Below are 22,417 nucleotides of genomic sequence, written 5' to 3'. Positions count from 1 at the left end.
GAAGACGGGGAGTTTTATGTCGTACAAAGCCGGCCGGTCACATCGCTCTATCCGTTGCCGGACGTTCCGCAGGAACCGCTTCAGGTTATGATTTCATTTGGCCATATCCAGATGATGACCGATGCCATGAAACCGATGGGGATTTCGATCTTGCAAACCATTTTTCCAAAAAGTGTTTTTTTGGAAGCGGGCGGGCGCCTGTTTGTCAATCCTACGGAACTTCTTCGTACGAAACTGGGAGGAAAAATATTTCCTATTGCACTCAAGAATGCTTTTGATGAAACAATCAGCCGTGCCATCACTGAAGTGATTGAGCGGCCGGAGTTCCGGAAGGTTCCGGCAAAACCGGGATTGTTCCGGTCAAAACGCCATATCCTGGCTCCTATCGTAAAAAAAGCGCGCCAAAATTTCGGAAAAGACAGGCTGAAAACGGCCAGAAGCGACGTAGAGGCATATATGAAAAAAAAGATGGTCACGTTTCGTGAAGGTTTGCAGGGAGTAAATGAACACCAACAGCTGGAGGCGGTTCAGGTTCAGTTGGGCAGCTTGTTAAAGGATATTGCACAAAATATCCTGCCTTATATCCTGCCTTATCTTGCTTCATCCATCCTTCTGAAGAAAATGATTAACCGGTTGATGGGTGATGAAGAAAAATTGTACCAGTTAAACCAATCGCTTCCTGGCAATATTACCAGCCGGATGGGTCTGGAGATCGGCGATCTGGCGGATCTGGTTCGGGAACTGCCGGAAGTGGAAGCATATCTGAAACAGGCCAATGACGAAATGTTTTTTGAGGGACTCCTGAAGGTTAAAGGAGGCGGGCGGTTTAAACGGGAATTTGAGAAGTTTATCGACAAATACGGCCATCGCTGCCCGGGAGAAATTGATCTGACCAGACCTCGCTGGCGTGAGGCGCCAACCCAGCTGGTTCCGGCCATTTTGGGGCATATGCGCAGTGTGAAGCCGGGAGAACACCGGCGAAAATTTGCTGAAGGGGAACAGACTGCCCGGGAAGCTGCGCGCCAGATCCTGGAGCAGGCAAAACGCAGCAGATTCAAGGCCAAATTGCTCAAACGCCTGATAGAAATATACCGGAATACCGGCGGGCTTCGGGAACACCACAAATATCTGTTAATCTTCCTGATGGATGAATGCAAGAAAGTGATCCTGGCCGAAGCGGAAAAACTGGTGGAAAAAGGGGTTCTGCACCAGGCAGAAGATGTGTTTTTCCTGTCTTTGGAAGAGTTGACTCAACTGGTTAAAGGAAAGTTTGCCCACGATGTCTCAACTCTGATTGCAAATCGCAAAAGTCAATTTGCCTGGCACCAGACATTGACTCCGCCCCGGGTGGTGACAAGTGAAGGGGAAATTGTCACCGGTTCACACAGGGATGGAGAGTTTCCCGAAGGTGCCTTGGTGGGGACCCCGGCTTCGGCAGGAGTGGTTGAAGGAAAAGCTCGTATTGTTTTAAAACCGGAAGAAGCTGAACTTCATGAAGGGGAGATTCTGGTGGCGCCTTATACCGATCCCGGCTGGACCCCCTTGTTCCAGTCGGCCAGAGCACTGGTAACAGAAGTCGGGGGATTGATGACCCACGGTTCTGTGGTAGCCAGGGAATACGGAATCCCGGCCGTGGTGGGAGTGGATGATGCCACCAGAATAATCAGGGACGGGCAAATGATCCGTGTCAACGGAAATCTTGGGATTGTGGAGATTATCAGTGATGAAAATGAATAAACGGTCCATTCTTTTAACAGGGATTTTGTTTGGGGCAGCGGCCAACACGATCATGCAAACGGTCGTTGCCACCATCCTCCCCCAAGTTGTCAGTCAGTTGGGAAGTTCCCACCTGTATGGCTGGGTTTTTAGCGGATATTTGCTGATGTCGACCATTACAATTCCCTTATTTGCCAAATTAGCCGATCTTTATGGTTATAAATTGTTTTTTACCATCGGCATGACTGTTTTTCTGGTGGGATCTCTTCTTTGCGGATTGGCTCCATCGCTTCACTTCCTGGTAATGGCGCGGCTTGTTCAAGGAGTTGGAGCCGGTGTACTGGGGCCTGTGTCCATCGCTTTGATCAGTGTCCTGTTCCCGGTTGAGAATAGGGGGAAAGCGCTGAGCGCCTTTGCTGCCGTTCAGTTTTTTTCCAATCTGGCAGGTCCGATTGCCGGCGGGTTTGTCGCTTCATCTTTTGGCTGGCCTTTTGCTTTTTATATGGTTATTCCACTGGGACTTTTGTCCCTGATTACCATCCGGTTTTCCCGTGCCCGGACTGATCGGGAACCGGAACCTCCCTCATCTCTGAAAAATATTGACTATTGGGGAGCCTTGCTGCTGGGTGGTTCCATTGCACTTTTCGTTCAGGCTTGGACGATTTTTGAGAAGTCCGGCTGGTCGCTGAATACGCTCCTTTTTCTCGCAGGCAGCCTTTTGCTTCTGATCTGGTTTGTTTTTCAGGAGGACAAGCATCCCGCTCCTGTTCTGCCGCCTGACCTGATCAAAATCACCAATGTCAAACTGGCCAATTGGAGCGCTTTGTTAACGGGAGTCCTGATGCATGGAGCCATCGCCATCCTGCCGTTATATGCCGCAACGACATTTAATGGCGGTTCGGCAGACAGTGCCCGGTTTCTTTTGCCATTGGTTCTTGGCCTGAGCGTGGGCATTATCTTCTCGGGACAAATGATTCACAGATTCCCGTACAAAATGCTGGCCCGGACCGGTTGGCTGATCGCCGCTGGCAGTCTGGCCTTCATGAGCGTAATTATTTTTACCGGATTGCCTGTATATTTCAATTACCTGTTTGCTTTTCTCATTGGTTTTGGCATTGGCAGTCTGGTACCGACGTTTCTGCTGCCGGCTCAGAATGCGGTTTCCGAAAGATCCCAGGCAACCATTGGAGGAATGATTCAGCTTAGCAGAAACATCGGGGGAGCGGCGGGCATTCCCCTGCTTACCAGTATTATCGGTTTCTCGTCAGCCTGGGGTTCAAAATTGACTTCCTACGGGATTGTGTTTCTGGTTCTGTTCATTCTTGGCATTACCGGCTTTTTCATCGGCAGCCGGTTTGAGGGAGCAGCCAGACCGGAGGAAAAACAGGAGTAAGAATCTGGAATTGCAATAGCAGAATTGCGGATCATGATCGGGGAAATGTCGGAGTGGCAAAAACGGCTCCCCGGTCTTATATTTTTACCCGTTTCGGCAAAAGGATCCCCAGGTATCAAAATTTTAAAAATGTTAACAAACACACATAATAATTTGTCCTTACAATAATTAATTGTATATTAATAGTGGTTATCATATAAAAAGCAGAAAATTTAATAGAACAAACAAAAAGTTCTCATTTTGTTCACTTTTTCACAACGAATATGTCATAAATTGAACACTTTACAGATTACTCTTGTGACATAATGATGGTGAATCGCTAAATTTTTTGTATAGTTAAACTTTGTCAACGCGGTTAAAAAACTGGCGGGAAAGGTGGAGAAAAAGTATGGAAGCGCTTCTTTTGGCTCGACTCCAGTTCGCAGCAACAACGGTTTACCACTTCTTCTTTGTGCCGTTGTCAATCGGATTGGCATTTATCATTGCGATCATGGAGACAATTTATGTTGTCAAGGGAAAAGAAGAGTACAAAGATATGGCAAAGTTTTGGGGAAAATTGTTCCTGATCAACTTTGCCGTCGGTGTTGTGACCGGGATCATTCAGGAATTCCAATTCGGAATGAACTGGTCTGATTACTCCAGATTTGTAGGGGACGTATTCGGAGCACCCCTTGCAGTCGAAGCACTGCTGGCATTCTTTATGGAATCTACATTTATCGGTGTATGGATTTTTGGTTGGAACAGATTGTCCAAGAAGGTGCATTTGGCCGCAATCTGGCTGACATCGATCGGTACGGCACTTTCCGCATTCTGGATTCTGGCCGCAAACTCGTTCATGCAACATCCGGTCGGATATACAATCAATAACGGCCGTGCAGAAATGAACGACTTCCTGGCCGTAATCACCAACGGTCAAGTCCTGGTTGAGTACCCACACGTGCTTTTTGCTTCTTTGGCAACATCAGCATTCCTGATCACGGGGGTCAGTGCCTGGAAATTACTTAAAAAGCAAGATGTTGACTTCTTTAAAAAATCATTCAAACTGGGCGTTATCTTTGGCCTGATTGGTTCTATAATGGTTGCGGTGGTTGGTCACTGGCAAGCACAATACCTGGTAGAAACGCAACCAATGAAAATGGCAGCCAGTGAAGGGCTGTGGGAAACCAGTGAAGATCCGGCACCTTGGACCTTGTTTGCGGTCATTGACCCTGCAAAACAGGAAAATTCTGCGGAAATCAAAATTCCAGGTGTTCTCAGCTTTATGGCTTATGGCAAATTTTCCGGATCAGTGCCGGGGATAAAAGATATTCAAGCTCAGTATGAAGAAACTTATGGCCCGGGCAACTACATTCCTCCGGTACGGACAACATTCTGGAGCTTCCGGCTCATGATTCTTGCTGGAGTATTGATGATTATCCTGTCTGCTTACGGAACCTATCTGGCAGCCAAAAATAAATTGGGGCAAGCGAAACCATGGTTCCTGCGTGCGATGTTCCTGAGTATTTTCTTGCCTCATATCGCTAACCTAACAGGATGGATTATGACGGAAATCGGACGTCAACCGTGGACGGTCCAGGGATTGATGACTACGGCGGATGCTGTTTCGCCCAGTGTTTCCGGTCCGGAGGTTCTGTTCTCGCTACTTGCCTTCCTGGCTATTTACACTGCGCTGATGATTGTAATGATTTACCTGTTCGTCCGTGTCATCAAAAAAGGTCCGAAGGAAGCGGCTCAGGACGATTCACTAAATGATCCATTTGATCGGAGGGAACACCATGCTGTCTCTTAATGAGTTGTGGTTTGTTCTTGTCGGCGTGTTGTTTGTCGGGTTCTTCTTCCTGGAAGGATTTGACTTTGGCGTTGGGATGTCTACAAAGTTCCTTGCAAAAACCGAGGGTGAACGGCGTGTTCTGATTAACTCAATCGGTCCCTTCTGGGATGCAAATGAAGTATGGCTGCTGACAGCTGGCGGAGCAATGTTTGCGGCTTTCCCACACTGGTATGCAACATTGTTCAGCGGTTATTATGTACCGCTCGTGGTTGTATTGCTTCTCCTGATCGGACGCGGAGTTTCCTTTGAGTATAGAAGCAAGGTAAATAGTGAAAAATGGAAAAAGAATTGGGATAACGTAATTTTCACCAGCAGTCTTTTGGTACCATTCTTGTTCGGTGTTGTTTTTGCCGGCTTGCTCAAAGGACTGCCGGTTGATAAAAACATGGAACTGAATGCAGGACTGTTCGACATGGTTAACCTGTATACGGTAACCGGTGGTGTGGTCGTAACCATTCTGTGCCTGGTTCACGGACTCATGTTTACAGCGCTCAAAACAACCGGTGACCTTCAGGATCGCGCACGCAGCCTGGCAAAACGTCTGCTCGTTCCACTCGCTGTATTGCTGCTTCTGTTTGGAGCAATGACTTTCTTCATGACGGATGCATTTAAAGTACGCGGCGGAATCCTGGCAGTCATCCTGGTGCTCGGCATCGCAGCCTATGTAATTGCCGGCGCACTCATGAACAAGAAAAGAGATGGCTGGGCATTTGCCATGATCGGAGTCGTCATTGTATTGGCAATTGCGTCAGTGTTCACAGCTCTGTTCCCGAATGTCATGATCAGCTCGATCGATCCGGCATACAACATGACCCTGTATCAGGCCTCTTCGGGACCGTATTCACTGAAAATCATGACCATTGTTGCATTTACCCTGTTACCTTTTGTGCTTGGGTACCAAATCTGGAACTATTACGTTTTCAAAAAACGTCTCAGTGAGAAGGAGCACCTCGAATACTGATGGATCGCAATTTGTTGAAACTTCCAGGAGTAAAATTTTTACTCCTGGAATTGGCATTTCTAACTGTGATACAAAGCGTTTCCATTATCCTGGCAGCAACGTGGCTGGCGAAAGTGATTACTGCCTTGTTTTCTGGAGAGCCGTTGCAGGAACAATTTTTGAAAATGGGGTTGTTCCTGCTGGCTTTTCTTTTCCGCTACGGAGCGGCGTCTTTCCAGCAAAGGCTGGCTTATCGTTTTGCTGAGCGTACCGGAACGGACGTGAGGAAGCGTCTCATGGATAAGCTGTTTCAGTATGGGCCGCGGTTTGCGAAAGCAGAAGGGACAGGAAATCTTGTCACACTTGTGCTGGAAGGCGTGACCCAGTTCCGCACTTATCTGGAGTTGTTTTTGCCACGCATGATCAGCACAGCCATCACACCAGCTTTGATTGTAATCTATGTTTTTACGCTGGATATCATGTCAGGCGTGATTTTGGTTGTGACGATGCCGATTCTGATCGGTTTTCTCATCCTGATTGGCCTGGCAGCGCGCAAACATACGGAAAAGCAGTTGAAGTCGTTCCGGGTACTGTCTAACCATTTTGTCGATTCACTTCGTGGTTTGGAGACACTGAAATTTCTCGGTCAAAGCCGTCAGCACAGTGAAGCGATCGGGGAAGTAAGTCATAAGTACCGCGCAGCGACAATGCGTACGCTGCGCGTTGCTTTTTTATCTTCCTTCGCGCTTGAATTATTCACGATGCTGTCGGTGGCCTCTGTAGCTGTCAATCTGGGATTCCGTTTAATCGACGGGGATATGTCGCTATTGCCGGCACTTACCGTCCTGATATTGGCACCGGAGTATTTCCTGCCTGTGCAGATGATGGGAGTCGATTATCATGCGACGTTAAACGGAAAAGAAGCGGGAAAATCCATTCAGTCGATCATCAACCGGCAGGAAGAAGAAACGGGTTCGTCCGAATTGCCCGCTGCCTTTGCCTGGACGGACAAAAGCATACTGAAATTGTCTTCAATAGGTGTCCAATATGAGAAAGAGGGTCAGCTTTCCCTGGAACATGTATCTATTGAAATCCAGGGAACAGGCAAAATTGGTATTATTGGAGAGAGCGGTGCCGGCAAATCAACCCTGATTGATGTGTTGGCGGGATTCCGGAATCCATCTTCCGGGGAAATCATACTCGACGGCATCAGGCAGCAGTCACTCACCAATGATGCATGGCGCAAAGAAACAACCTATATTCCGCAGCATCCTTATCTGTTTAATGTATCGCTGTCGGAAAATATTCGCTTTTATAAACCAGATGCTACTGATGAAGAGGTGAAGCGGGCTGTTTCGGCTGCAGGTTTATCCAGTCTGGTCGAGCGGTTGCCAAACGGGCTGGATGAATTGATCGGCAACGGCGGTCGCCAGTTGAGCGGCGGCCAGGAACAGCGTGTTGCACTTGCCCGTGTATTTTTGAGTGCGCGTCCGATTCTGTTACTGGATGAACCGACTGCTCATCTGGATATCGAAACCGAGTATGAATTGAAAGAAACGATGCTCCGTCTGTTTGAAAACAAGCTTGTCTTTTTTGCCACCCACCGCTTGCACTGGATGCCGCATATGGACCGGATCATCGTGCTGGACAAAGGAAAGGTGGCCGAGACCGGAACGCATCAGGAACTCGTTGCGCATAAAGGTGTGTATTACAGGTTGCTAACTGCACAAAGGGAAGGGATCATATGAAGCGGGAAGAATGGATTGGCCTTTATCTCCGGACCCATCGCTTCCGATTTGTACTGGTAATCTTTTTAGGTTTATTAACAGCGGGGTGTGCCAGCGGGCTCATGTTTACTTCTGGTTACCTCATTTCCAAAGCGTCGTTGCGTCCGGAAAATATTTTAATGGTGTATGTGCCGATTGTCCTCGTAAGAGCGTTTGGGATCGGGCGTGCCGCAGTTCACTACACTGAACGGCTGGTGGGACATGACACGGTCTTGCGCATTCTGGCCAGAATGCGAGTCCGCCTCTATCGCATGCTGGAACCCCAGGCACTGTTTATTCGCTCCCGTTATCGTACTGGTGATATTCTCGGTACCCTTGCTGACGATGTTGAGCATTTGCAAGATGTGTATGTGCGTACGATTTTTCCTGTTTCAACAGCGGTGGTCATGTATGTTCTGTGGGTAGCATTTGTGGGGAGATTTGATCTTTCTTTTGCGCTATTGATGGCACTGTACCTGGTGATCCTCATTCTGGTTCTTCCTTCAGTGTCTCTATGGATTACGTACAGAAAGAGAAAACAAATGAAGCGTGGTCGAAACAGGTTGTACCAAAAACTGACAGATGCGGTGCTTGGCTTGAGCGACTGGGTCATCAGCGGACGCTCCCAAAACTTTGTTCAATCGTATGAGGCGGACGAAGCGAAAGTAACCTCTGTGGAAAACAGCCTGCATCGCTGGATAAACTTTCGAACGTTTCTGGGCCATCTTGTGGTCGGAGTGCTAGTCATTTTGACCGCCGGTTGGGCGGGACAGCAATTTGCGGATGGAAAGCTTGAGGGCACTTTGATTGCGGCATTTGTTCTGGTTATTTTTCCGTTGATGGACGTATTTCTTCCCATTTCTGAAGCGGTTGAAAGAATTCCGCAATACGAGGACTCCCTTGAACGGATCCACTCATTGAGAGGTATGGATTCAGAGGCGCTGTCTGCTGAGTGCAAGGTTTCGGATCAGGTACTGGAGGAAGCTCAAAAACAGGCACATATTCGTCTGGAAAATGTGAGTTACCGCTATGAAGCTTCTGATGAACGGAGCGTCAGTGATCTGTCCCTTGATATCGCACAAGGGAAAAAGGTCGCCGTGATCGGGCGCAGCGGTGCCGGAAAATCAACATTGCTGAAGTTGATTCAGGGTGTCATTGTTCCAGAACAGGGCAAAGCTACTATAAACGGAGTCAGTGTTGATCAATTTGGCAGCGATATTCCAAAAGTGATCGCGGTGTTGAATCAACGTCCTCACCTGTTTGATACGACGGTGGCAAACAACATCCGGCTTGGAAAACCTGAAGCTACCGGTGAAGAAATCAGGAAAGTGGCAAAGCAAGTGAAACTGGACCAATTGATTGAATCGTTGCCTCTGGGTTATGACACACCGATGCTGGAAACGGGAGACCGTTTTTCTGGCGGGGAGCGGCAGCGGATCGCATTGGCGCGCATCTTGCTCCAGGATACGCCGGTCGTTATCCTGGATGAACCGACGGTGGGGCTTGATCCCCGTACGGAGAGGGATTTGCTTCAAACCGTTTTTCAAACCATTCAGGGAAAAACGCTGATTTGGATTACGCACCATCTTGTTGGAGTAGAACAGATGGATGAAGTAGTCTTTATTGAGGATGGCCGGATTGAAATGCGGGGTTCTCATGAAGAACTGCTGAAGAAAGTCCCCCGCTATTGTCATCTGTATCATCTTGACCGGCCGATATTAACAGATATCTGACAGATAAAAAACTCCTTTGTGTCAGGATTTTTTGGCACAAAGGAGTTTAAATTTTCCAAAGCAGTTATTTACTTTTAAAAATAGTGAGGCGCCAGTTTAAAACCCGTAGGGATCCAGGACAATCCAGATATAAGGATAATTCCCTGTAAAATATGTGGAACTGCCGGTTACAAACTGGATTACCAGAATCCATTGCGTGATAAAATTCATTCGGTACATCAGTTGAAGAACCGGTTTTTTGCAGATATTTTTTTGCTGAAAAAAGGGCAATAATAAATAAAATTCCATTCCAATCGCCCCCAGAACGTGGAGAAAAAGCATGAATCTGTTCAAGATGGGTGTCCCTTTCATCAATACCATTTACTGCTTTTGTATTTTAACATGTTTATAAAGAATCTCTCACACCTCTTTGAAAATCGCTTCCATGATAAAGCCTGTTACTGGTACCTGTTTTTCTTTTTTGTCATGCGGAAACAAACCGTTCGTTATAAAGCCAATCCTGAATAAGATGTCTACAAAAAAGGACAGGTAACCGAACAACCCGATCAAAACAGTTTTTTAAAAGGGGTTGTCATATCGATTCCGATCGTGCTTGGTTATGTTCCCGTTGCTGTTCCATTGGGCCTGATCGCCACACAATCAGGCATTTCCCATTTTTATATCGTATTGATGAGCATGCTGGTATTTGCCGGCGCCAGCCAGTTTATGGCGGTATCCATGCTCATGGCCGTAATCGGCTGTTGAAATTATCCTGGCCACCTTTATTCTTATTTTCAGGCATTTCATCATGGGCTTATCCTTGATAAATATGCTGAAATCTATCCCGACCAGGTGGAAGTCGGTTTTATCGATGGGAATAACCGATGAAACCTTTACCCTCACCTTTTTTCATAAAGAAAAAGCGACACCTCCGTTTATCGGGGGAATCATGCTTTCCGCCTACTGCTCATGGGTGATTGGAACGTTGCTGGGCTGTTTGCTGGGTGACCTGATTCCGCAAAGCATGTCCATTGCGTTATATGCAATGTTTATCGGATTATTGATTCCCTCCGTCCGCGAAAATTGGCGCATTGGTTTGATAAGCATTATTTCCATGTTATTGTGTTATCTTTTCAGTTTTTTTCTCAGCAGCGGATGGTCGATCGTCCTGGCTACCATTCTGGGGAGTTTGGCGGAATTATTATTTTTGAGGGGGGATCAGCATGAATGAAATTCTTGTCATTCTGGGTATGTCCCTTGTTACGCTGCTTTCCAGATGGTTGCCTGTCTTCATTATCGGGAAGATATCTTTTCCCGGGTGGCTGAATCAATGGTTAAATCATTCCATACGCCGCATTGGGCGCACTGATATTCCCCGGTATTCTAAATATAGACCCCGACAATCCATCCCTGGGGATCATCGGCGGTTTGGCGGCGGTACTGCTGGCAGCCTTTCACAGCCATATTTTTCACAGCCATATTATTCTGATCATTTTTGGTTCCATTCTTGCTGTGATGATCCTGAAAATCATGGTGTAGCTATTTCATGTAAGTATGTTAATTCAGGTAATGAAAAACGAGACATTTTTCAATTGCACCGGGGGAGTTGAAAAATTATCTCAGATATGCGACATAGTCGTTATAGAGAATTTTACAGGATAAAATGTTTCTTGATCCGCTGTTGACCAAAAGATCAACAGTTTTTGTTAAAAAGTTAAAAGTAGCAGTGCTTAATTAAAATCTTTCGATATACTTATATCATAATTGATTTATAGGAGAGGAGAGAATATTTGAATATCAGGAGACTGAGAAAAGTACTGGAAGATGAAGATGTTTTACAGAAACCTGTTTCGTCAGGCAGTGAACAGAAACATTCGCAATGATTTTCCGGGGATCCCTGAGGATTATCTGGATGTTCTCCGAGTGTGGCTGCGGAGATGATGGGAGTCTTTCTCTATAGCGGACCAATAAAAGCTGACGAAATTTATCATTACGAAGAGTTGCAGAAAGAAGATCCGCTTGAGTATGAAAGGTAGAAGAGACCTGGCTGGTCGGGGACTACGGCATGGGTGATGCTTTTGGATATTGGATTCATAATGGTGTTTTTCAGCTTGTTGATATTGATAATGCCAGCCTCGAGCAGGAGCACTCTTGGGACTTCCATACGTTTTTGGCTTTATTGTTTCTCCCGGAACATCCGAAAATTGAACAATCAATCCTGAAAATGAGTGATAAGGTGATCATATGTGCAGAAATACTTTCCCTAAAGAATGCCAATTGCTTCCCTGGGTGGGACAACCTTCTGTCTATCATTATATTAAAGAGCAAATAGATCAGTATGGGAAGATTGTCAAGGATACTTTGCCTGACGAAGATTCTTCCAATGAAGAAATTCTTTTCGCGCCTGGTGCAATCGATGGAATGTTGGAACATCACGGCATGAGAACGGAGGAGGATGATGCCAGGATCAAGAAGCTTGTAAAATGTATCAGGCAACAGGTGACAAACCCGGGCAATAAAACAAGAAGAGCCACTTATCTGGCGGTTATGGATGACAAGATCCTGGGATATATCGATGTGCTGTTAAAAGAAATCAGAATCCAGTCAGATCTCAATCCGGACTGGCTTTATCAAGAGGCGATTTGGTTTATCCAAAACAGTGCGCATCGAGAAGTTGTCAAACTTGGCATCGCATTGCTGGGTCTTTTCCAATGTGAAGATGACCTGGATTTGTTATTTACTATTGGCCGGCATGACGAATTTACGCTGTATGTCTCGGTTGCCATTCAAAATGGAACAGCTGATCCCGATTTGCATCTCTTTCAATTGGTGCAGCTTGTAGATGGATGGGGGAAAATTCATATCGTTGAGCGTTTGCAGCCGGAAACGCAGGAGATCAGGGACTGGCTGCTTCGAAAAGGATGCAGAAACAGCATCATGGATGAATATTTGGCTTATACCTGTGCCGAAAAAGGGAAATTACACATGGCGTTAAAGGCTGAAAAGATTGATACGGATTTATACCATGGGGCCGGTATAATCATTTCCGCTTTGATTAATGGCGGATGGGCGGCCGAAGATATCGACGATTACCTTCATGCATATTCTGTTCTCTCTGATTATCTAAGGCATTCCCGTATACAGTGCAAAACCGCGACCGACCTGAATGTTATCGTGGAGATCAAACGTTTTTTGGAACAGGAGGAAGAGCAGTGGAGGGAACGTTATGAACAGGGCTGGACTCCGGAACAACGAGAGGAACTGGTTTCAGAAGTCCGTTCATTTCTTGCCGATGAAAAATGGGAAATTGTGATCTTAAGGGAATTGCAATCTGAACAATGCAATCTCCATGCTGCTGTTCAGGTTGCCGAAGAACTTTCTCTGGATATCTGGTTTGATTTGCTGGGACGATTGAAAAAAGACCTGTTAAATGAAGATATCTATCATGTGTTAATACGCACAACAGATTTGGATCGCATTCGTCACCTGGTTCGTTTGGTTGAAGAAACATTGCCTCTGGATCAGATCACAACCGGTCCGGCCCTTGAGGGAGGAACATTTGGGGAAAAGGTTCATAAGTACAAGCTTCATTGCTGTATCGAGACGATAGTTCAGGGCTTGAACCGGTTTGCAGGGACAGGCATCCCTTTAATCCGGGCCTCCTTGCAAAGCCCTGTGATCAGAAACCGAACTGTCGCGTTAAATACGCTAAAAGCATGGGAGGTGTCTGAGTGGGTACAGGAATGTTCTCATCTTGTAGCCAATCTGGCCCAAAGTGACCCTGATGAGGATGTTCGCTTAAGCGCCCGGAAACTGTTGAAAAGGGTGTCTCAATAACCCGTTCCTCAAGCGGAAATTTTGTTGGGAATCTGAAGAAAAGCAATCCCCTGCCTGTTGGGAGGAGTTTCGCTTAAAAAAGAGTTGTATTGGTTGGCAAAATGATGTAACCTGAAGCAGGATGATAAGAAGAAGGGGGAAATCCCCCTTCTTTACTTTGTGAATCAGTCCATCATGCGTACGAGGATGCGGTTAATGGAAATGAGGAGCAAACCAATTGTGATGGCAACACCACCGATGGTTGCAAAAATTTCCAGGTATCCCAGAGTGGCGGTTAAAGCGGCAATTTGTCCAGCCAAAATGTTGGCAAAACCTGAGCTGGCGAGCCAGACACCCATCAAAAGAGAAGCAAGTTTCACCGGTGCGATCCGGCTTACCAGGGACAAGCCGATTGGTGACAGGAACAATTCACCGATGGTGTGAAGTAGATAAGTAAAGACAATAAAGAGCAGATTGGCTTTTATAACGATGTTGTCCGGATCACTTCCGGTTTGCATAACAGCTAACATCAGCACAATAAATCCTGATCCAAGCAGGATCATACCGAGACCCATCTTAATCGGAACAGGCAGGTCTCCCCGTTTGGATCTGGCCAGTCTTGTCCACAGCATGGATGTGAGTGGTGCCAACATGATAATGAAGAACGGGTTAACCGCTTGGAACCAGGAAATTGGCATTTCCCAGCCAAAAATATTCCGGTCAACAAAGTCTCGGGTATAGGCGGTCAATGAAGTGCCTGCCTGTTCAAAACCGGCCCAGAAAAAGACAACAAAACAGGTAATAATGATGATCGCCCAGGTGCGTTGTTTCTCTTTTTTGGTAAGTGGAGCATCCGCTTTTGGATTTTCCACGGTTTTTTTCGCGTTTGGTTTTTTTCCTGCATCACCCAGGTAACGGTTGCCGAGAAGGTTAAAGGCGATTTGCCCGATAATCATCCCGATCGAGGCTGTCAGGAATCCAAATCTGAATCCAAAGTGTTCAATTCCATTTATGGTTGTTTTAAATAAATCTTCCGCCATGAATCCGCAAACGATCGGGGCAAACAGTGCGCCAAAGTTAATTCCCATATAAAAAATGGTGAACGCGGAATCACGGCGTGGATCATTTTCACCGTAAAGGTCGCCAAGCAGTGTAGAAATGTTTGGTTTAAAGAAACCATTACCAATAATCAACAACGACAATCCCAAATATAAACCCCAGTGTGTCTGAAATGCAAAGAGAACAAAGTTCCCGGCGGCCATGGTAATTCCACCCATGGTAATGGCCAGGCGTTTTCCAATAAAGCGGTCGGTAAGCCAGCCCCCGACAAGCGGTGCGAAATAGACCGCCCCGGTGTAAAAACCGTAGATCATGGAGGCCGTAGCATCAGAAAATCCCAATCCACCGCTGACAAAACTGACTGTCAAATAAAGAAATAACAGTCCTCTCATTCCATAATAGCTGAACCGTTCCCACATTTCCGTAAAGAAAAGCAGTTTTAGCCCAGGAGGATGTTTCTTTTTTGACGAAGTTTCTTGAAGATTTTCTTCAAGTTTTACAGCTGCATCCATAAGTGTAATCCCCCTCTGAATCGGTTAGAAGTTATGAAATTGCACTTAAAAAGCTAAGAGTAAATTGAACATCATAATGTAAATTTTTTAACATTTTTTAAAAAATAATACAATTTCCTTTAAAAATTGTAATTGAAAAATTTGCCCTCGTCAAAGGAATAAAATGGAATAAAAAATATTTTTATGCCATTATTAAATTATTTTTCTATCTGCAATCAATAAAAATATTCGATAAATGGCATATGACACTTTTGGCAATAAAATATTATTTGCTTTAAGTATTAAAAACAAGGAAAATCTATGTTATTCTGATGAAAATTTATGATGAATGTAAAGGGATCATAAATTTTTTTATTTTAATTCTGGCGAAAGCTTTTGCAACAAACAATAAGTGGTTTTCGTCTGTTTAAATAGAATAAATGTCCAATTTATGAAAAAATAAAGTAGAGAAGATTTAATATATAAAAAGAATTATGATAAAAAATAGTATTTAGGAATAGAACAGAAAAGGAGGATTTGATGAAAAAAAGAATTGAGGAAGCGGATTACATCAAAGGGATTGCCATACTTGGCGTTATTTTTATACATGTTACCGCTTTCTGCCTGCGCCCGTTTGAATCACTGACGGATGGTGGTCTGTTTTTTATTCTGAATCAATTGGGACGGTTTAGCGTTCCGGTGTTTTTTATGTTATCCGGCTTGTTTCTTTTCTATCGATACTATGAGAATGAATCTTTTCCGCTGAAAAGATTTTATAAAAAACGGACGATGTATATTTTGATTCCGTACCTGACCTGGTCTGTTATCTATTTGCTTTATGGAAACCTGACGCATCCCCGAATGGCTCCGACTGGTTTGCAAAGCATAGAAGCGATTTTTAAAGGGAATTCCTACTATCATTTGTATTTTTTGATTGTAATGGTTCAGTTTTATCTGCTGTTGCCCGGTTTGATCCGGGCTTTCCGCAAATTTGGCGGTATGACGGTGGTTTCTGTCACATTGTTAATCAGTGTGGCTGCCGAGAGTATGACATGGTGGGAAGTAACCCGGAAATTTTCATGGTTGCAGACTTATGCCAAAGATGCAATGCGCTATTTTCCCGCCTGGCTCTTTTACTTTTGCCTGGGCGGCTGGATTGGGCAACAGGGAAACCGGATCCATCGTTTTATGACCAAAATTCCGTTTCCGGCTGCTTTCGTTTTCTTCCTGACTTCCGCTGTTGTCATGCTGTTTGAAAGTCTGGCCAGAAAGCACACCGGCTTTTTTAACTATTCAGTTATTTTTTATTCGGTTACTTCCTTGCTACTGTGGTACCAGGTCACGAGCAAGTGGAAAGTGCCTTGGCTGCTTACATTGGGACGCTATTCATTCGGCCTCTACCTGATCCACCCGATGCTGCTGAATCTGTTCAGCAAGATCAGTTCTAAACTTTTCCTGGCCGCTTCATGGATTGAATTCTGGTTTATGCTGTTTGTGGTCACCCTGTCGTCACTGGCACTTGCCAAGTTGATCAGGAAGTTGCCATACAGTCACTTGATTCTGGGTAAATAATTTTCACATCTTGTGATATGCTTGAAGGGAATCGGCTGTGAAATGATTCCCCTTTTTTGGTGATAAAAAAGCTGCTAACTCCGGGGCTGAGAGGAAGAACTGCTTGGCAACGCCTTGTTCCACTGTTCATTTACCTGACTCATTAAATCTTCCAAAATAAGCGCCTCATCAAAATATGAAGGGAGATTTTTTTTCGAATTTCGATTTATTTCAACTTTACGGATGGTTTTATGGCTTTTTAATGCATTCAGCAAAATCTGTTTTGCCTGATAATCCAATTGGAGCACAATTTCCCGTTTCATGGGGAAACCTCCTTTCCAGGTCTGAGCAAAAGGCGACCTTTTTTCTTCTTCTTTTCTTATTATTTTCCCTTAATAACCGTGATCAGACTGAAGACAAGTCAAGTTTTGGAGGCGATTTTCCGCTTCATTCCGAAAACCTGCCTATACAATGGGTATCGGTTCAGTTTTTGTTTGATATCCTTTTCAAAGGGAATAAAATGAAATAAACAAAACCAATGATGAAGATGGAGGGTTAAAATTGGCTAAACATATTCAGGACAAAACCGTTTTGGCAAACGGAGTGGCAATGCCATGGCTGGGATTGGGAGTCTGGAAAGCACAGGTGGGTGAGGAAGTGGAAAATGCGGTGAAAGCAGCGCTGAAAACTGGGTATCGCAGCATTGATACAGCTGCTGTATATAAAAATGAAGAAGGGGTAGGCAACGCGCTGGCAGAGGCCGAGGTCCCACGGGAAGAACTGTTTATTACCACCAAGGTGTGGAACGACGACCAGGGGTATGAGACAACACTGAAGGCTTTTGAGGAAAGCCGCAGAAAACTGGGACTGGAATACATTGATCTCTATCTGATTCACTGGCCTGTAAAAGGAAAATATAAAGAAACCTGGAAAGCGATGGAGAAACTTTACAAAGAAGGATTGGTCAGAGCCATCGGGGTCAGCAATTTTCATATTCATCATTTAAAAGACCTGATTTCGGAAGCTGAAATCAAGCCAATGGTCAATCAGGTGGAATTTCATCCTTACCTGACACAACAGGAACTGCTTTCTTTCTGCAAAGAGGAACAAATTCAGATGGAAGCATGGAGTCCTTTGATGCAAGGGGAATTTGTCCGGGTTGATCTGTTGAAAGAGCTGGCCGAAAAGTACGGAAAAACCCCGGCCCAGATCGTTCTTCGCTGGGATCTGCAACATGGGGTCGTAACAATTCCCAAATCGGTCAAAGCGCATCGGATTCAGGAAAACGCCGATCTGTTTGATTTTGAATTGAGCCGGGAAGATATGAATTGCCTGGATGGGTTAAACCGGAATCATCGGTTTGGACCAGATCCGGATAATTTTGACTTCTGATAAAATCTTGTAAAACCACTATTGATAGGATTCAATAGTGGTTTTCTGCAAAGCCTGTCAGTACAGGTCCGGCCGGCGATCGTCAAAGACGGGAATAAGGGTGCGGGCTTCCTGAACGGAAGACAGATCCAGTTCTGCATGGAGAATTTCTTCTTTTTCTCCTGCTTCGGCGATGATTGCTCCCCATGGATCAATGACCATTGAATGGCCGGCAAAGGTGTTGTCCGGATCCTGCCCAACCCGGTTGCACGCTACCACGTAGCATTGGTTTTCAATGGCACGGCTGATCAGGAGATGGCGCCAATGGGAAAGGCGTGGGCTGGGCCATTCAGCAGGAACGAATAAAATCTGTGCTCCATGAAGAATGTTTTTACGAATCCATTCAGGAAACCGGATATCGTAACAAATGACCGCCGTGCATGGGATGTGTTCCATCACAAACCGGCAGGGCTCTTTGCCGGCTGATAGATATTTTTCTTCATTCATCAGGCGAAACAGATGAGCTTTCCGGTATTCACCAGTCAGGTTTCCCTGTTTGTCAACGGCATACAGGGTGTTATAGGTTCCCGCCGCTTCCCGGTTGGAAACCGATCCGCCAATGATTGCCACTTGGTGCTTTCTGGCCAGGCGTGTAAGGAGTGCCCTGTTTTTTTGCCCATGATCATCGGCAATGTCATCGAGCCGTTTCAGATCATAGCCCGTATCCCACAACTCGGGCAGCAAAATGAAATCAGGTTGCCGTTTCATGGCTTGAGCGACTTTTTCCTCCACTTTTTTCCGGTTAGTTTCAGGCTGTCCAAAAGCGATATCCATTTGGATGATGGCACATTTTTTTTTCATGATAGTCCTCCTGAGACTTTGACAGATTTTCTTTCAACATATAACATAATTCATTATAATTTCAAGAATATTTCGCGAAGGCGGGGAGTGACACGCATGGAAAGATTTGAAATAGCAGATGCATTAAAACGTTTGCCGGAACAGTACTTTGTGAAACTGACGGACAAGGTCAACTGTGCCAGAGCTTCGGGACATGATCTTATCAATCTCGGGCAAGGGAATCCGGATCAGCCTACTCCTCCGCATATTGTCAGGGAATTGCAGCAAGCCGCTGAAAAAGCCGGTTTCCATAAATATCCCCCTTTTCAGGGCTACCGGTTTGTAAAGGAAGCTGTAAGCCGGTTTTATCGACGGGAATATGGCGTGGAGGTGGATCCCGACAAAGAAGTTGCTGTCTTGTTTGGAGGTAAAGCGGGACTGGTTGAGATTTCCAAATGTTATTTGAATCCGGGGGATGTGGCACTGGTGCCCGATCCAGGCTATCCGGATTACTGGTCGGGTATTCTGATGGCGGGTGCCAGGATGCATATGATGCCGCTTAAAGGTGAAAATGATTTTTTGCCTGACTATGGGCAGATTGATGTTTCTGTCTGGAAGAAGGCAAAATTGATGTTCCTGAATTATCCCAACAATCCGACGGGGGCACTGGCACCTGCTTCATTTTTTGAGGAAACGGTACGGATGGCAGAACGGTATCATGTGCTGATTGTACATGATTTTGCCTATTCATCCATTGGCTTCGACGGGGAAAAGCCGCACAGTTTTCTGCAAACACCGGGGGCAAAACGGGTCGGAGTGGAGATCTATACAATGAGCAAAACCTATAATATGGCGGGATGGAGAATCGGGTTTGCCATCGGTCATGAAGACGTGATTCAGGCGATTAATCTGCTCCAGGACCATTTTTATTGCAGCCTGTTCGGGGCCATTCAAAAAGCCGCGGCAGCGGCATTGCTTGGTCCGCAGGAATGTGTTCAGGATCTGGTCAATATGTATGAACGGAGGCGGAATGTTTTCATCAGCCGGTTGCGTGAAATCGGATGGAATGTGAAAGCACCCCGCGGCTCATTCTTTTGCTGGTTAAAAGTTCCCAATGGTTATTCTTCTGAATCATTTTCCGATTTGCTGTTGGAGCGTGCGCATGTGGTGGTCGCTCCCGGAATCGGGTTTGGCAAGGAGGGCAACCGGTATGTGCGGGCCGCGTTGTTAACTTCGGAAGAGCGTCTGCAAGAGGCGGCGAAACGAATTGGAGGACTGGGTATTTTTTAAGAAAGAAAAATATATGCCTGAGTCGCCGGCCTCTTGAGCGGCAGAAGGGGACGGTTTCTATCGCAGCCGATTTGTTGTGCAAATTTCCCTGTCCGATTGGAACACCTGTTCTTCCGAAACTTGCAGCGTGGCATATGTGCTGATTCAGAATCTTTTTTTGTTGAGCAAAAAAAGAGGTCGAATTTCGATATCTGTTGTCCAGCCGGCCCAACAATGTTGCACACGCGCCTGTCCTGTTTTCTGCCGTAAAGGTTATGATCAGGGATTGCAAGCGAACATCCGATTTTTTAACGCTGACTTCCATTGTTCTCTATTTTCGTATATTTTTTGATATTTAAAAAAGCAAAAAGACAGTAACAGGACTGCCCTTTTGCTTTATCTTCTATCGTTACATTCATTTCTTTTTTCTTTCCAAGGCTTCATAAAAATCCGTTATCTAAAGAAAGTTACGATCATGCAAGGAAATTGTCCCATTTCTGTCATAAAAATTCAGACACCTGATTTGATCTCAAGAAGCGATGGAAGGAAGAAGTCGGAAGGTTTGGGAAAGGAGACGACATGAAAAGATCAACATACTGATTAACGACGAGAATCTTATACTCTTTCTTCAGCAAAACTGTTCAACTCCGCTTGCGAATGGATTACCGTGGATGAAACCATTAATTCTTTAAAACATTCTTCACAAATCAAATGGTTTGTTCCTTCAATCACCGACCGCGTTTCATACTTGGCCTTCTTTTGTCCGCAATGCTCACATAAGTATCCTTTCCGTTTTTTCATGGTTACCAACCTCCCTTGATGTTCATCATTTGATTCGTATAATTTTTATAATTTCCCGATTTTCCTGGTTTCCAAACCTCTTTTCACATTACTGAAGAAATTTACAAGTTTGTGGATGTTCATTTCAATATGATATTCTTTAATTATAAAAGCTTGGAGTTTGTTGACAGGATGATTTCAGGTGGGCTGCCGGGACTTACGCTTCTCCTGGTTTAAGCGCAGTTTGCAGCCGATTGAATCATTTAAAACAAAATTCAAGAAAAAAGGAAGGGAAAAAGATGAATCAACGAATTGATAAAATTACAACATGGTTAAAAAATGAATCGATTGATGTTGCTTTTGTCCATTCATCGGAAAATGTTTTTTATTTATCCAATTTTATGTGCCATCCGAATGAAAGGTTACTGGGATTGTTCGTGTTTGCCGAATCCGATCCGTTTCTGGTCTGCCCCAGGATGGAAGAGCAAGCGGCAAAAGATGCCGGGTGGTCTCATAAGATCATCAGTTACGATGATGTCGAAGATCCGTGGGAAATGATTCGGACTGAGTGGAAACATCGCTCCCTGCAGGAAGAATCTGTAATAGCCATCGAAAAAGATGTGGTTTCTTATGCCCGGGCAGAAAAACTGCAAACGCTTTCCAAAAAGGTACAATTTCGTTCCCTTGATGATACCCTGAATCAATTGAGACTGGTGAAAGATGCCGCTGAACTGGAGATTTTGAGGGAAGCAGCCCGTTTGGCGGATGAAGCGATCCAGGTCGGGATCGATCATCTGACAGAAGCCTGTACGGAAATGGATGTACTGGCTGCTATTGAACTGGCGATGAAGAAAAAAGGTGTTGCGGATATGTCCTTCCCCACCATGGTTCTGTTTGGCGAGAAATCTGCGCTGCCGCACGGACATCCGGGATTGCGCCGTCTGAAAAAGGGAGATCTTGTATTATTTGATCTGGGTGTGGTATGGAACGGGTATTGTTCTGACATTACCCGGACGGTTGCTTTCGATCGGATAAGTGAACAGCAGCGGGAAATTTACGAGGTTGTGAAAGAGGCCCAGCAAGCGGCAATTGATGCATTAAAACCGGGCGTTCGCGTGGGCGACCTCGACCGGATCGCGAGAAACAGAATTTCCAAAGCCGGTTACGGCAACTGTTTTACCCATCGCCTGGGACATGGTTTGGGGATCAGTGTGCATGAATTCCCGTCGGTCAACGAGACCAATGACCATTTGCTTAAGGAAGGCATGGTTTTTACGATTGAACCAGGGATTTATGTGCCTGAAGCAGGAGGAGTCCGTATTGAGGATGATGTCTGTATCACTGAAGATGGTGCGGAAATTCTTACTTCATTCACCAAAGAGCTTGTCATTGTATAGTTTTTATATCCTTGACACATGCTGGAAAATTGTGAACTTGCAACAGCCGGTGATTCGGAAAATATCGCTTTCAGGATCAGCCGGCAGGTTTTTGAAAAGAGGTGATAAAACTTGACCCAACATCACTTTTATCTGAAAGCAACCTGGCAAGGCGGACGGAACGGACAAGGAACCATTGAGGCAAACCATTTCGATTCCTGAAGAAATGGGCGGTCCGGGAGTCGGCACGAATCCTGATGAATTGTTAATTGGAGCGGCGGCTACCTGTTATCTGATTACCTTGGACGCAATGATTGAACGGAAGAATTTGCCTGTCGAAGAACTGTCGCTTGCCGAAAAAAATTGCATGATTTCCAATGCTTTGCGGGGAAATGTCCGGCTGGAAGTGGAGGCCCAATTTGTAACAAAATAATTATAAAACGCTCCGGTTCAAAATACTCTCATGTTCGATGAAGCGGGAATATGATATACTACAAGTGGATAGT

20 protein-coding genes and 2 pseudogenes are annotated in these 22,417 nt (G+C 45.3%); 17 read left to right on the top strand and 5 right to left on the bottom strand.

Annotation, left to right across the window (positions count from 1 at the left end):
- From H2C83_RS00470 to cydC, 6 genes are all read left to right on the top strand, one after another.
- The coding region (locus H2C83_RS00470; protein WP_181736676.1) for a PEP-utilizing enzyme at nucleotides 1-1,737 on the top strand (1,737 nt) is incomplete at its 5' end.
- Entirely contained in the window at nucleotides 1,724-3,109 is a 1,386-nt protein-coding gene (locus H2C83_RS00465) for an MFS transporter (RefSeq protein WP_246333664.1), read from the top strand. The genes H2C83_RS00470 and H2C83_RS00465, both read left to right, overlap by 14 nt.
- Before the next feature lie 388 nt (nucleotides 3,110-3,497).
- Complete coding sequence (locus tag H2C83_RS00460; RefSeq protein ID WP_181736672.1) at nucleotides 3,498-4,898, top strand: cytochrome ubiquinol oxidase subunit I; 1,401 nt, start codon at nucleotides 3,498-3,500, stop codon at nucleotides 4,896-4,898.
- A complete protein-coding gene (cydB, locus tag H2C83_RS00455; RefSeq protein ID WP_181736670.1) occupies nucleotides 4,885-5,901 on the top strand; it encodes a cytochrome d ubiquinol oxidase subunit II in 1,017 nt (338 codons plus the stop codon). Before H2C83_RS00460 ends, cydB begins: the two co-directional genes overlap by 14 nt.
- Nucleotides 5,901-7,628 carry a thiol reductant ABC exporter subunit CydD gene (gene cydD, locus H2C83_RS00450; protein ID WP_181736668.1) on the top strand — a complete coding sequence of 576 codons (1,728 nt, stop codon included), beginning with the start codon at nucleotides 5,901-5,903 and terminating at the stop codon, nucleotides 7,626-7,628. Before cydB ends, cydD begins: the two co-directional genes overlap by 1 nt.
- Nucleotides 7,625-9,379: a thiol reductant ABC exporter subunit CydC gene (gene cydC / locus H2C83_RS00445; RefSeq protein WP_181736666.1), complete on the top strand. Its 1,755-nt coding sequence runs from the start codon at nucleotides 7,625-7,627 to the stop codon at nucleotides 9,377-9,379. The genes cydD and cydC overlap by 4 nt, the downstream gene beginning before the upstream one ends.
- Before the next feature lie 96 nt (nucleotides 9,380-9,475).
- Here cydC and H2C83_RS00440 read toward each other — a convergent pair whose 3' ends face one another.
- Entirely contained in the window at nucleotides 9,476-9,712 is a 237-nt protein-coding gene (locus H2C83_RS00440) for a hypothetical protein (RefSeq protein ID WP_181736664.1), read from the bottom strand.
- Nucleotides 9,713-9,967: 255 nt separating this feature from the next.
- On the opposite strand from H2C83_RS00440, the gene H2C83_RS17980 reads away from it, so the two are divergent.
- The 6 genes and pseudogenes from H2C83_RS17980 to H2C83_RS00420 all read left to right on the top strand — a co-directional run bounded on the left by H2C83_RS17980 (nucleotide 9,968) and on the right by H2C83_RS00420 (nucleotide 13,195).
- The gene (locus H2C83_RS17980; RefSeq protein ID WP_181736663.1) at nucleotides 9,968-10,123 is read left to right on the top strand and encodes an AzlC family ABC transporter permease; all 156 of its coding nucleotides are present in this window, start codon (nucleotides 9,968-9,970) and stop codon (nucleotides 10,121-10,123) included.
- A 43-nt stretch (nucleotides 10,124-10,166) separates the two neighbouring features.
- Nucleotides 10,167-10,589, top strand: coding sequence for an AzlC family ABC transporter permease (locus H2C83_RS00430; RefSeq protein ID WP_281364056.1), 423 nt, complete (start codon nucleotides 10,167-10,169; stop codon nucleotides 10,587-10,589).
- Nucleotides 10,582-10,647, top strand: a pseudogene (locus H2C83_RS18290) (AzlD domain-containing protein); the annotation flags it as partial. The gene H2C83_RS00430 and the pseudogene H2C83_RS18290, both read left to right, overlap by 8 nt.
- 67 nt (nucleotides 10,648-10,714) lie before the next feature.
- Nucleotides 10,715-10,897 (top strand): hypothetical protein, encoded by a 183-nt coding sequence (locus tag H2C83_RS18285; RefSeq protein WP_312853815.1) that lies wholly within the window; start codon nucleotides 10,715-10,717, stop codon nucleotides 10,895-10,897.
- Between the two features lie 526 nt (nucleotides 10,898-11,423).
- The gene (locus H2C83_RS17280) at nucleotides 11,424-11,690 is read left to right on the top strand and encodes a hypothetical protein (protein ID WP_220183930.1); all 267 of its coding nucleotides are present in this window, start codon (nucleotides 11,424-11,426) and stop codon (nucleotides 11,688-11,690) included.
- Nucleotides 11,648-13,195, top strand: coding sequence for a limonene hydroxylase (locus tag H2C83_RS00420; protein ID WP_220183929.1), 1,548 nt, complete (start codon nucleotides 11,648-11,650; stop codon nucleotides 13,193-13,195). Before H2C83_RS17280 ends, H2C83_RS00420 begins: the two co-directional genes overlap by 43 nt.
- 164 nt (nucleotides 13,196-13,359) lie before the next feature.
- On the opposite strand, the gene H2C83_RS00415 is transcribed toward H2C83_RS00420, so the two are convergent.
- Nucleotides 13,360-14,745 carry a peptide MFS transporter gene (locus H2C83_RS00415; RefSeq protein WP_181736659.1) on the bottom strand — a complete coding sequence of 462 codons (1,386 nt, stop codon included), beginning with the start codon at nucleotides 14,743-14,745 and terminating at the stop codon, nucleotides 13,360-13,362.
- Between the two features lie 519 nt (nucleotides 14,746-15,264).
- Here H2C83_RS00415 and H2C83_RS00410 point away from each other — a divergent pair.
- Nucleotides 15,265-16,296, top strand: coding sequence for an acyltransferase (locus H2C83_RS00410; RefSeq protein WP_181736656.1), 1,032 nt, complete (start codon nucleotides 15,265-15,267; stop codon nucleotides 16,294-16,296).
- Nucleotides 16,297-16,370: 74 nt separating this feature from the next.
- Here the strand turns inward: H2C83_RS00410 and H2C83_RS00405 are convergent, their stop codons facing one another.
- Complete coding sequence (locus tag H2C83_RS00405; RefSeq protein ID WP_181736654.1) at nucleotides 16,371-16,598, bottom strand: hypothetical protein; 228 nt, start codon at nucleotides 16,596-16,598, stop codon at nucleotides 16,371-16,373.
- A gap of 286 nt (nucleotides 16,599-16,884) precedes the next feature.
- Here H2C83_RS00405 and H2C83_RS00400 point away from each other — a divergent pair, with 286 nt between their 5' ends.
- Nucleotides 16,885-17,667 (top strand): aldo/keto reductase, encoded by a 783-nt coding sequence (locus H2C83_RS00400; RefSeq protein ID WP_281364060.1) that lies wholly within the window; start codon nucleotides 16,885-16,887, stop codon nucleotides 17,665-17,667.
- Nucleotides 17,668-17,724: 57 nt separating this feature from the next.
- Here H2C83_RS00400 and H2C83_RS00395 read toward each other — a convergent pair whose 3' ends face one another.
- Nucleotides 17,725-18,507, bottom strand: a complete 783-nt coding sequence (locus H2C83_RS00395) for a carbon-nitrogen family hydrolase (protein ID WP_181736650.1) — start codon at nucleotides 18,505-18,507, stop codon at nucleotides 17,725-17,727.
- Nucleotides 18,508-18,603: 96 nt separating this feature from the next.
- On the opposite strand from H2C83_RS00395, the gene H2C83_RS00390 reads away from it, so the two are divergent.
- Nucleotides 18,604-19,776: a pyridoxal phosphate-dependent aminotransferase gene (locus H2C83_RS00390; protein ID WP_181736648.1), complete on the top strand. Its 1,173-nt coding sequence runs from the start codon at nucleotides 18,604-18,606 to the stop codon at nucleotides 19,774-19,776.
- A gap of 594 nt (nucleotides 19,777-20,370) precedes the next feature.
- Here H2C83_RS00390 and H2C83_RS00385 read toward each other — a convergent pair.
- The gene (locus H2C83_RS00385; RefSeq protein ID WP_181736646.1) at nucleotides 20,371-20,556 is read right to left on the bottom strand and encodes a hypothetical protein; all 186 of its coding nucleotides are present in this window, start codon (nucleotides 20,554-20,556) and stop codon (nucleotides 20,371-20,373) included.
- A gap of 278 nt (nucleotides 20,557-20,834) precedes the next feature.
- On the opposite strand from H2C83_RS00385, the gene H2C83_RS00380 reads away from it, so the two are divergent.
- Both H2C83_RS00380 and H2C83_RS00375 read left to right on the top strand, forming a co-directional pair.
- On the top strand, nucleotides 20,835-21,932 hold the full coding sequence (locus H2C83_RS00380; RefSeq protein WP_181736644.1) for a M24 family metallopeptidase: 1,098 nt from the start codon (nucleotides 20,835-20,837) through the stop codon (nucleotides 21,930-21,932).
- 111 nt (nucleotides 21,933-22,043) lie between these two features.
- Nucleotides 22,044-22,344, top strand: a pseudogene (locus H2C83_RS00375) (OsmC family protein).
- The last annotated feature ends 73 nt before the right edge of the window (nucleotides 22,345-22,417 follow it).

Origin of the sequence: Thermoactinomyces mirandus, from assembly GCF_013868055.1 — a bacterium.
GTDB classification, from domain to species: Bacteria; Bacillota; Bacilli; order Thermoactinomycetales; family Thermoactinomycetaceae; genus Thermoactinomyces; species Thermoactinomyces mirandus.
This window is presented reverse-complemented; position numbering and strand designations above follow the sequence as displayed.

Excerpts from the sequence above, each read along its gene's own strand:
- H2C83_RS00405 (WP_181736654.1), bottom strand. The coding sequence starts at position 16,598 with ATGAAACGGGAAATTGTGCTCCAATTGGATTATCAGGCAAAACAGATT.
- cydD (WP_181736668.1), top strand. The coding sequence starts at position 5,901 with ATGGATCGCAATTTGTTGAAACTTCCAGGAGTAAAATTTTTACTCCTG.
- H2C83_RS00380 (WP_181736644.1), top strand. The coding sequence starts at position 20,835 with ATGAATCAACGAATTGATAAAATTACAACATGGTTAAAAAATGAATCG.
- cydB (WP_181736670.1), top strand. The coding sequence starts at position 4,885 with ATGCTGTCTCTTAATGAGTTGTGGTTTGTTCTTGTCGGCGTGTTGTTT.
- H2C83_RS00465 (WP_246333664.1), top strand. The coding sequence starts at position 1,724 with ATGAAAATGAATAAACGGTCCATTCTTTTAACAGGGATTTTGTTTGGG.
- H2C83_RS00410 (WP_181736656.1), top strand. The coding sequence starts at position 15,265 with ATGAAAAAAAGAATTGAGGAAGCGGATTACATCAAAGGGATTGCCATA.
- H2C83_RS00415 (WP_181736659.1), bottom strand. The coding sequence starts at position 14,745 with ATGGATGCAGCTGTAAAACTTGAAGAAAATCTTCAAGAAACTTCGTCA.
- H2C83_RS00395 (WP_181736650.1), bottom strand. The coding sequence starts at position 18,507 with ATGAAAAAAAAATGTGCCATCATCCAAATGGATATCGCTTTTGGACAG.
- H2C83_RS00390 (WP_181736648.1), top strand. The coding sequence starts at position 18,604 with ATGGAAAGATTTGAAATAGCAGATGCATTAAAACGTTTGCCGGAACAG.
- cydC (WP_181736666.1), top strand. The coding sequence starts at position 7,625 with ATGAAGCGGGAAGAATGGATTGGCCTTTATCTCCGGACCCATCGCTTC.
- H2C83_RS00385 (WP_181736646.1), bottom strand. The coding sequence starts at position 20,556 with ATGAAAAAACGGAAAGGATACTTATGTGAGCATTGCGGACAAAAGAAG.
- H2C83_RS00460 (WP_181736672.1), top strand. The coding sequence starts at position 3,498 with ATGGAAGCGCTTCTTTTGGCTCGACTCCAGTTCGCAGCAACAACGGTT.
- H2C83_RS00430 (WP_281364056.1), top strand. The coding sequence starts at position 10,167 with ATGGGCTTATCCTTGATAAATATGCTGAAATCTATCCCGACCAGGTGG.
- H2C83_RS00400 (WP_281364060.1), top strand. The coding sequence starts at position 16,885 with ATGCCATGGCTGGGATTGGGAGTCTGGAAAGCACAGGTGGGTGAGGAA.
- H2C83_RS17280 (WP_220183930.1), top strand. The coding sequence starts at position 11,424 with ATGGGTGATGCTTTTGGATATTGGATTCATAATGGTGTTTTTCAGCTT.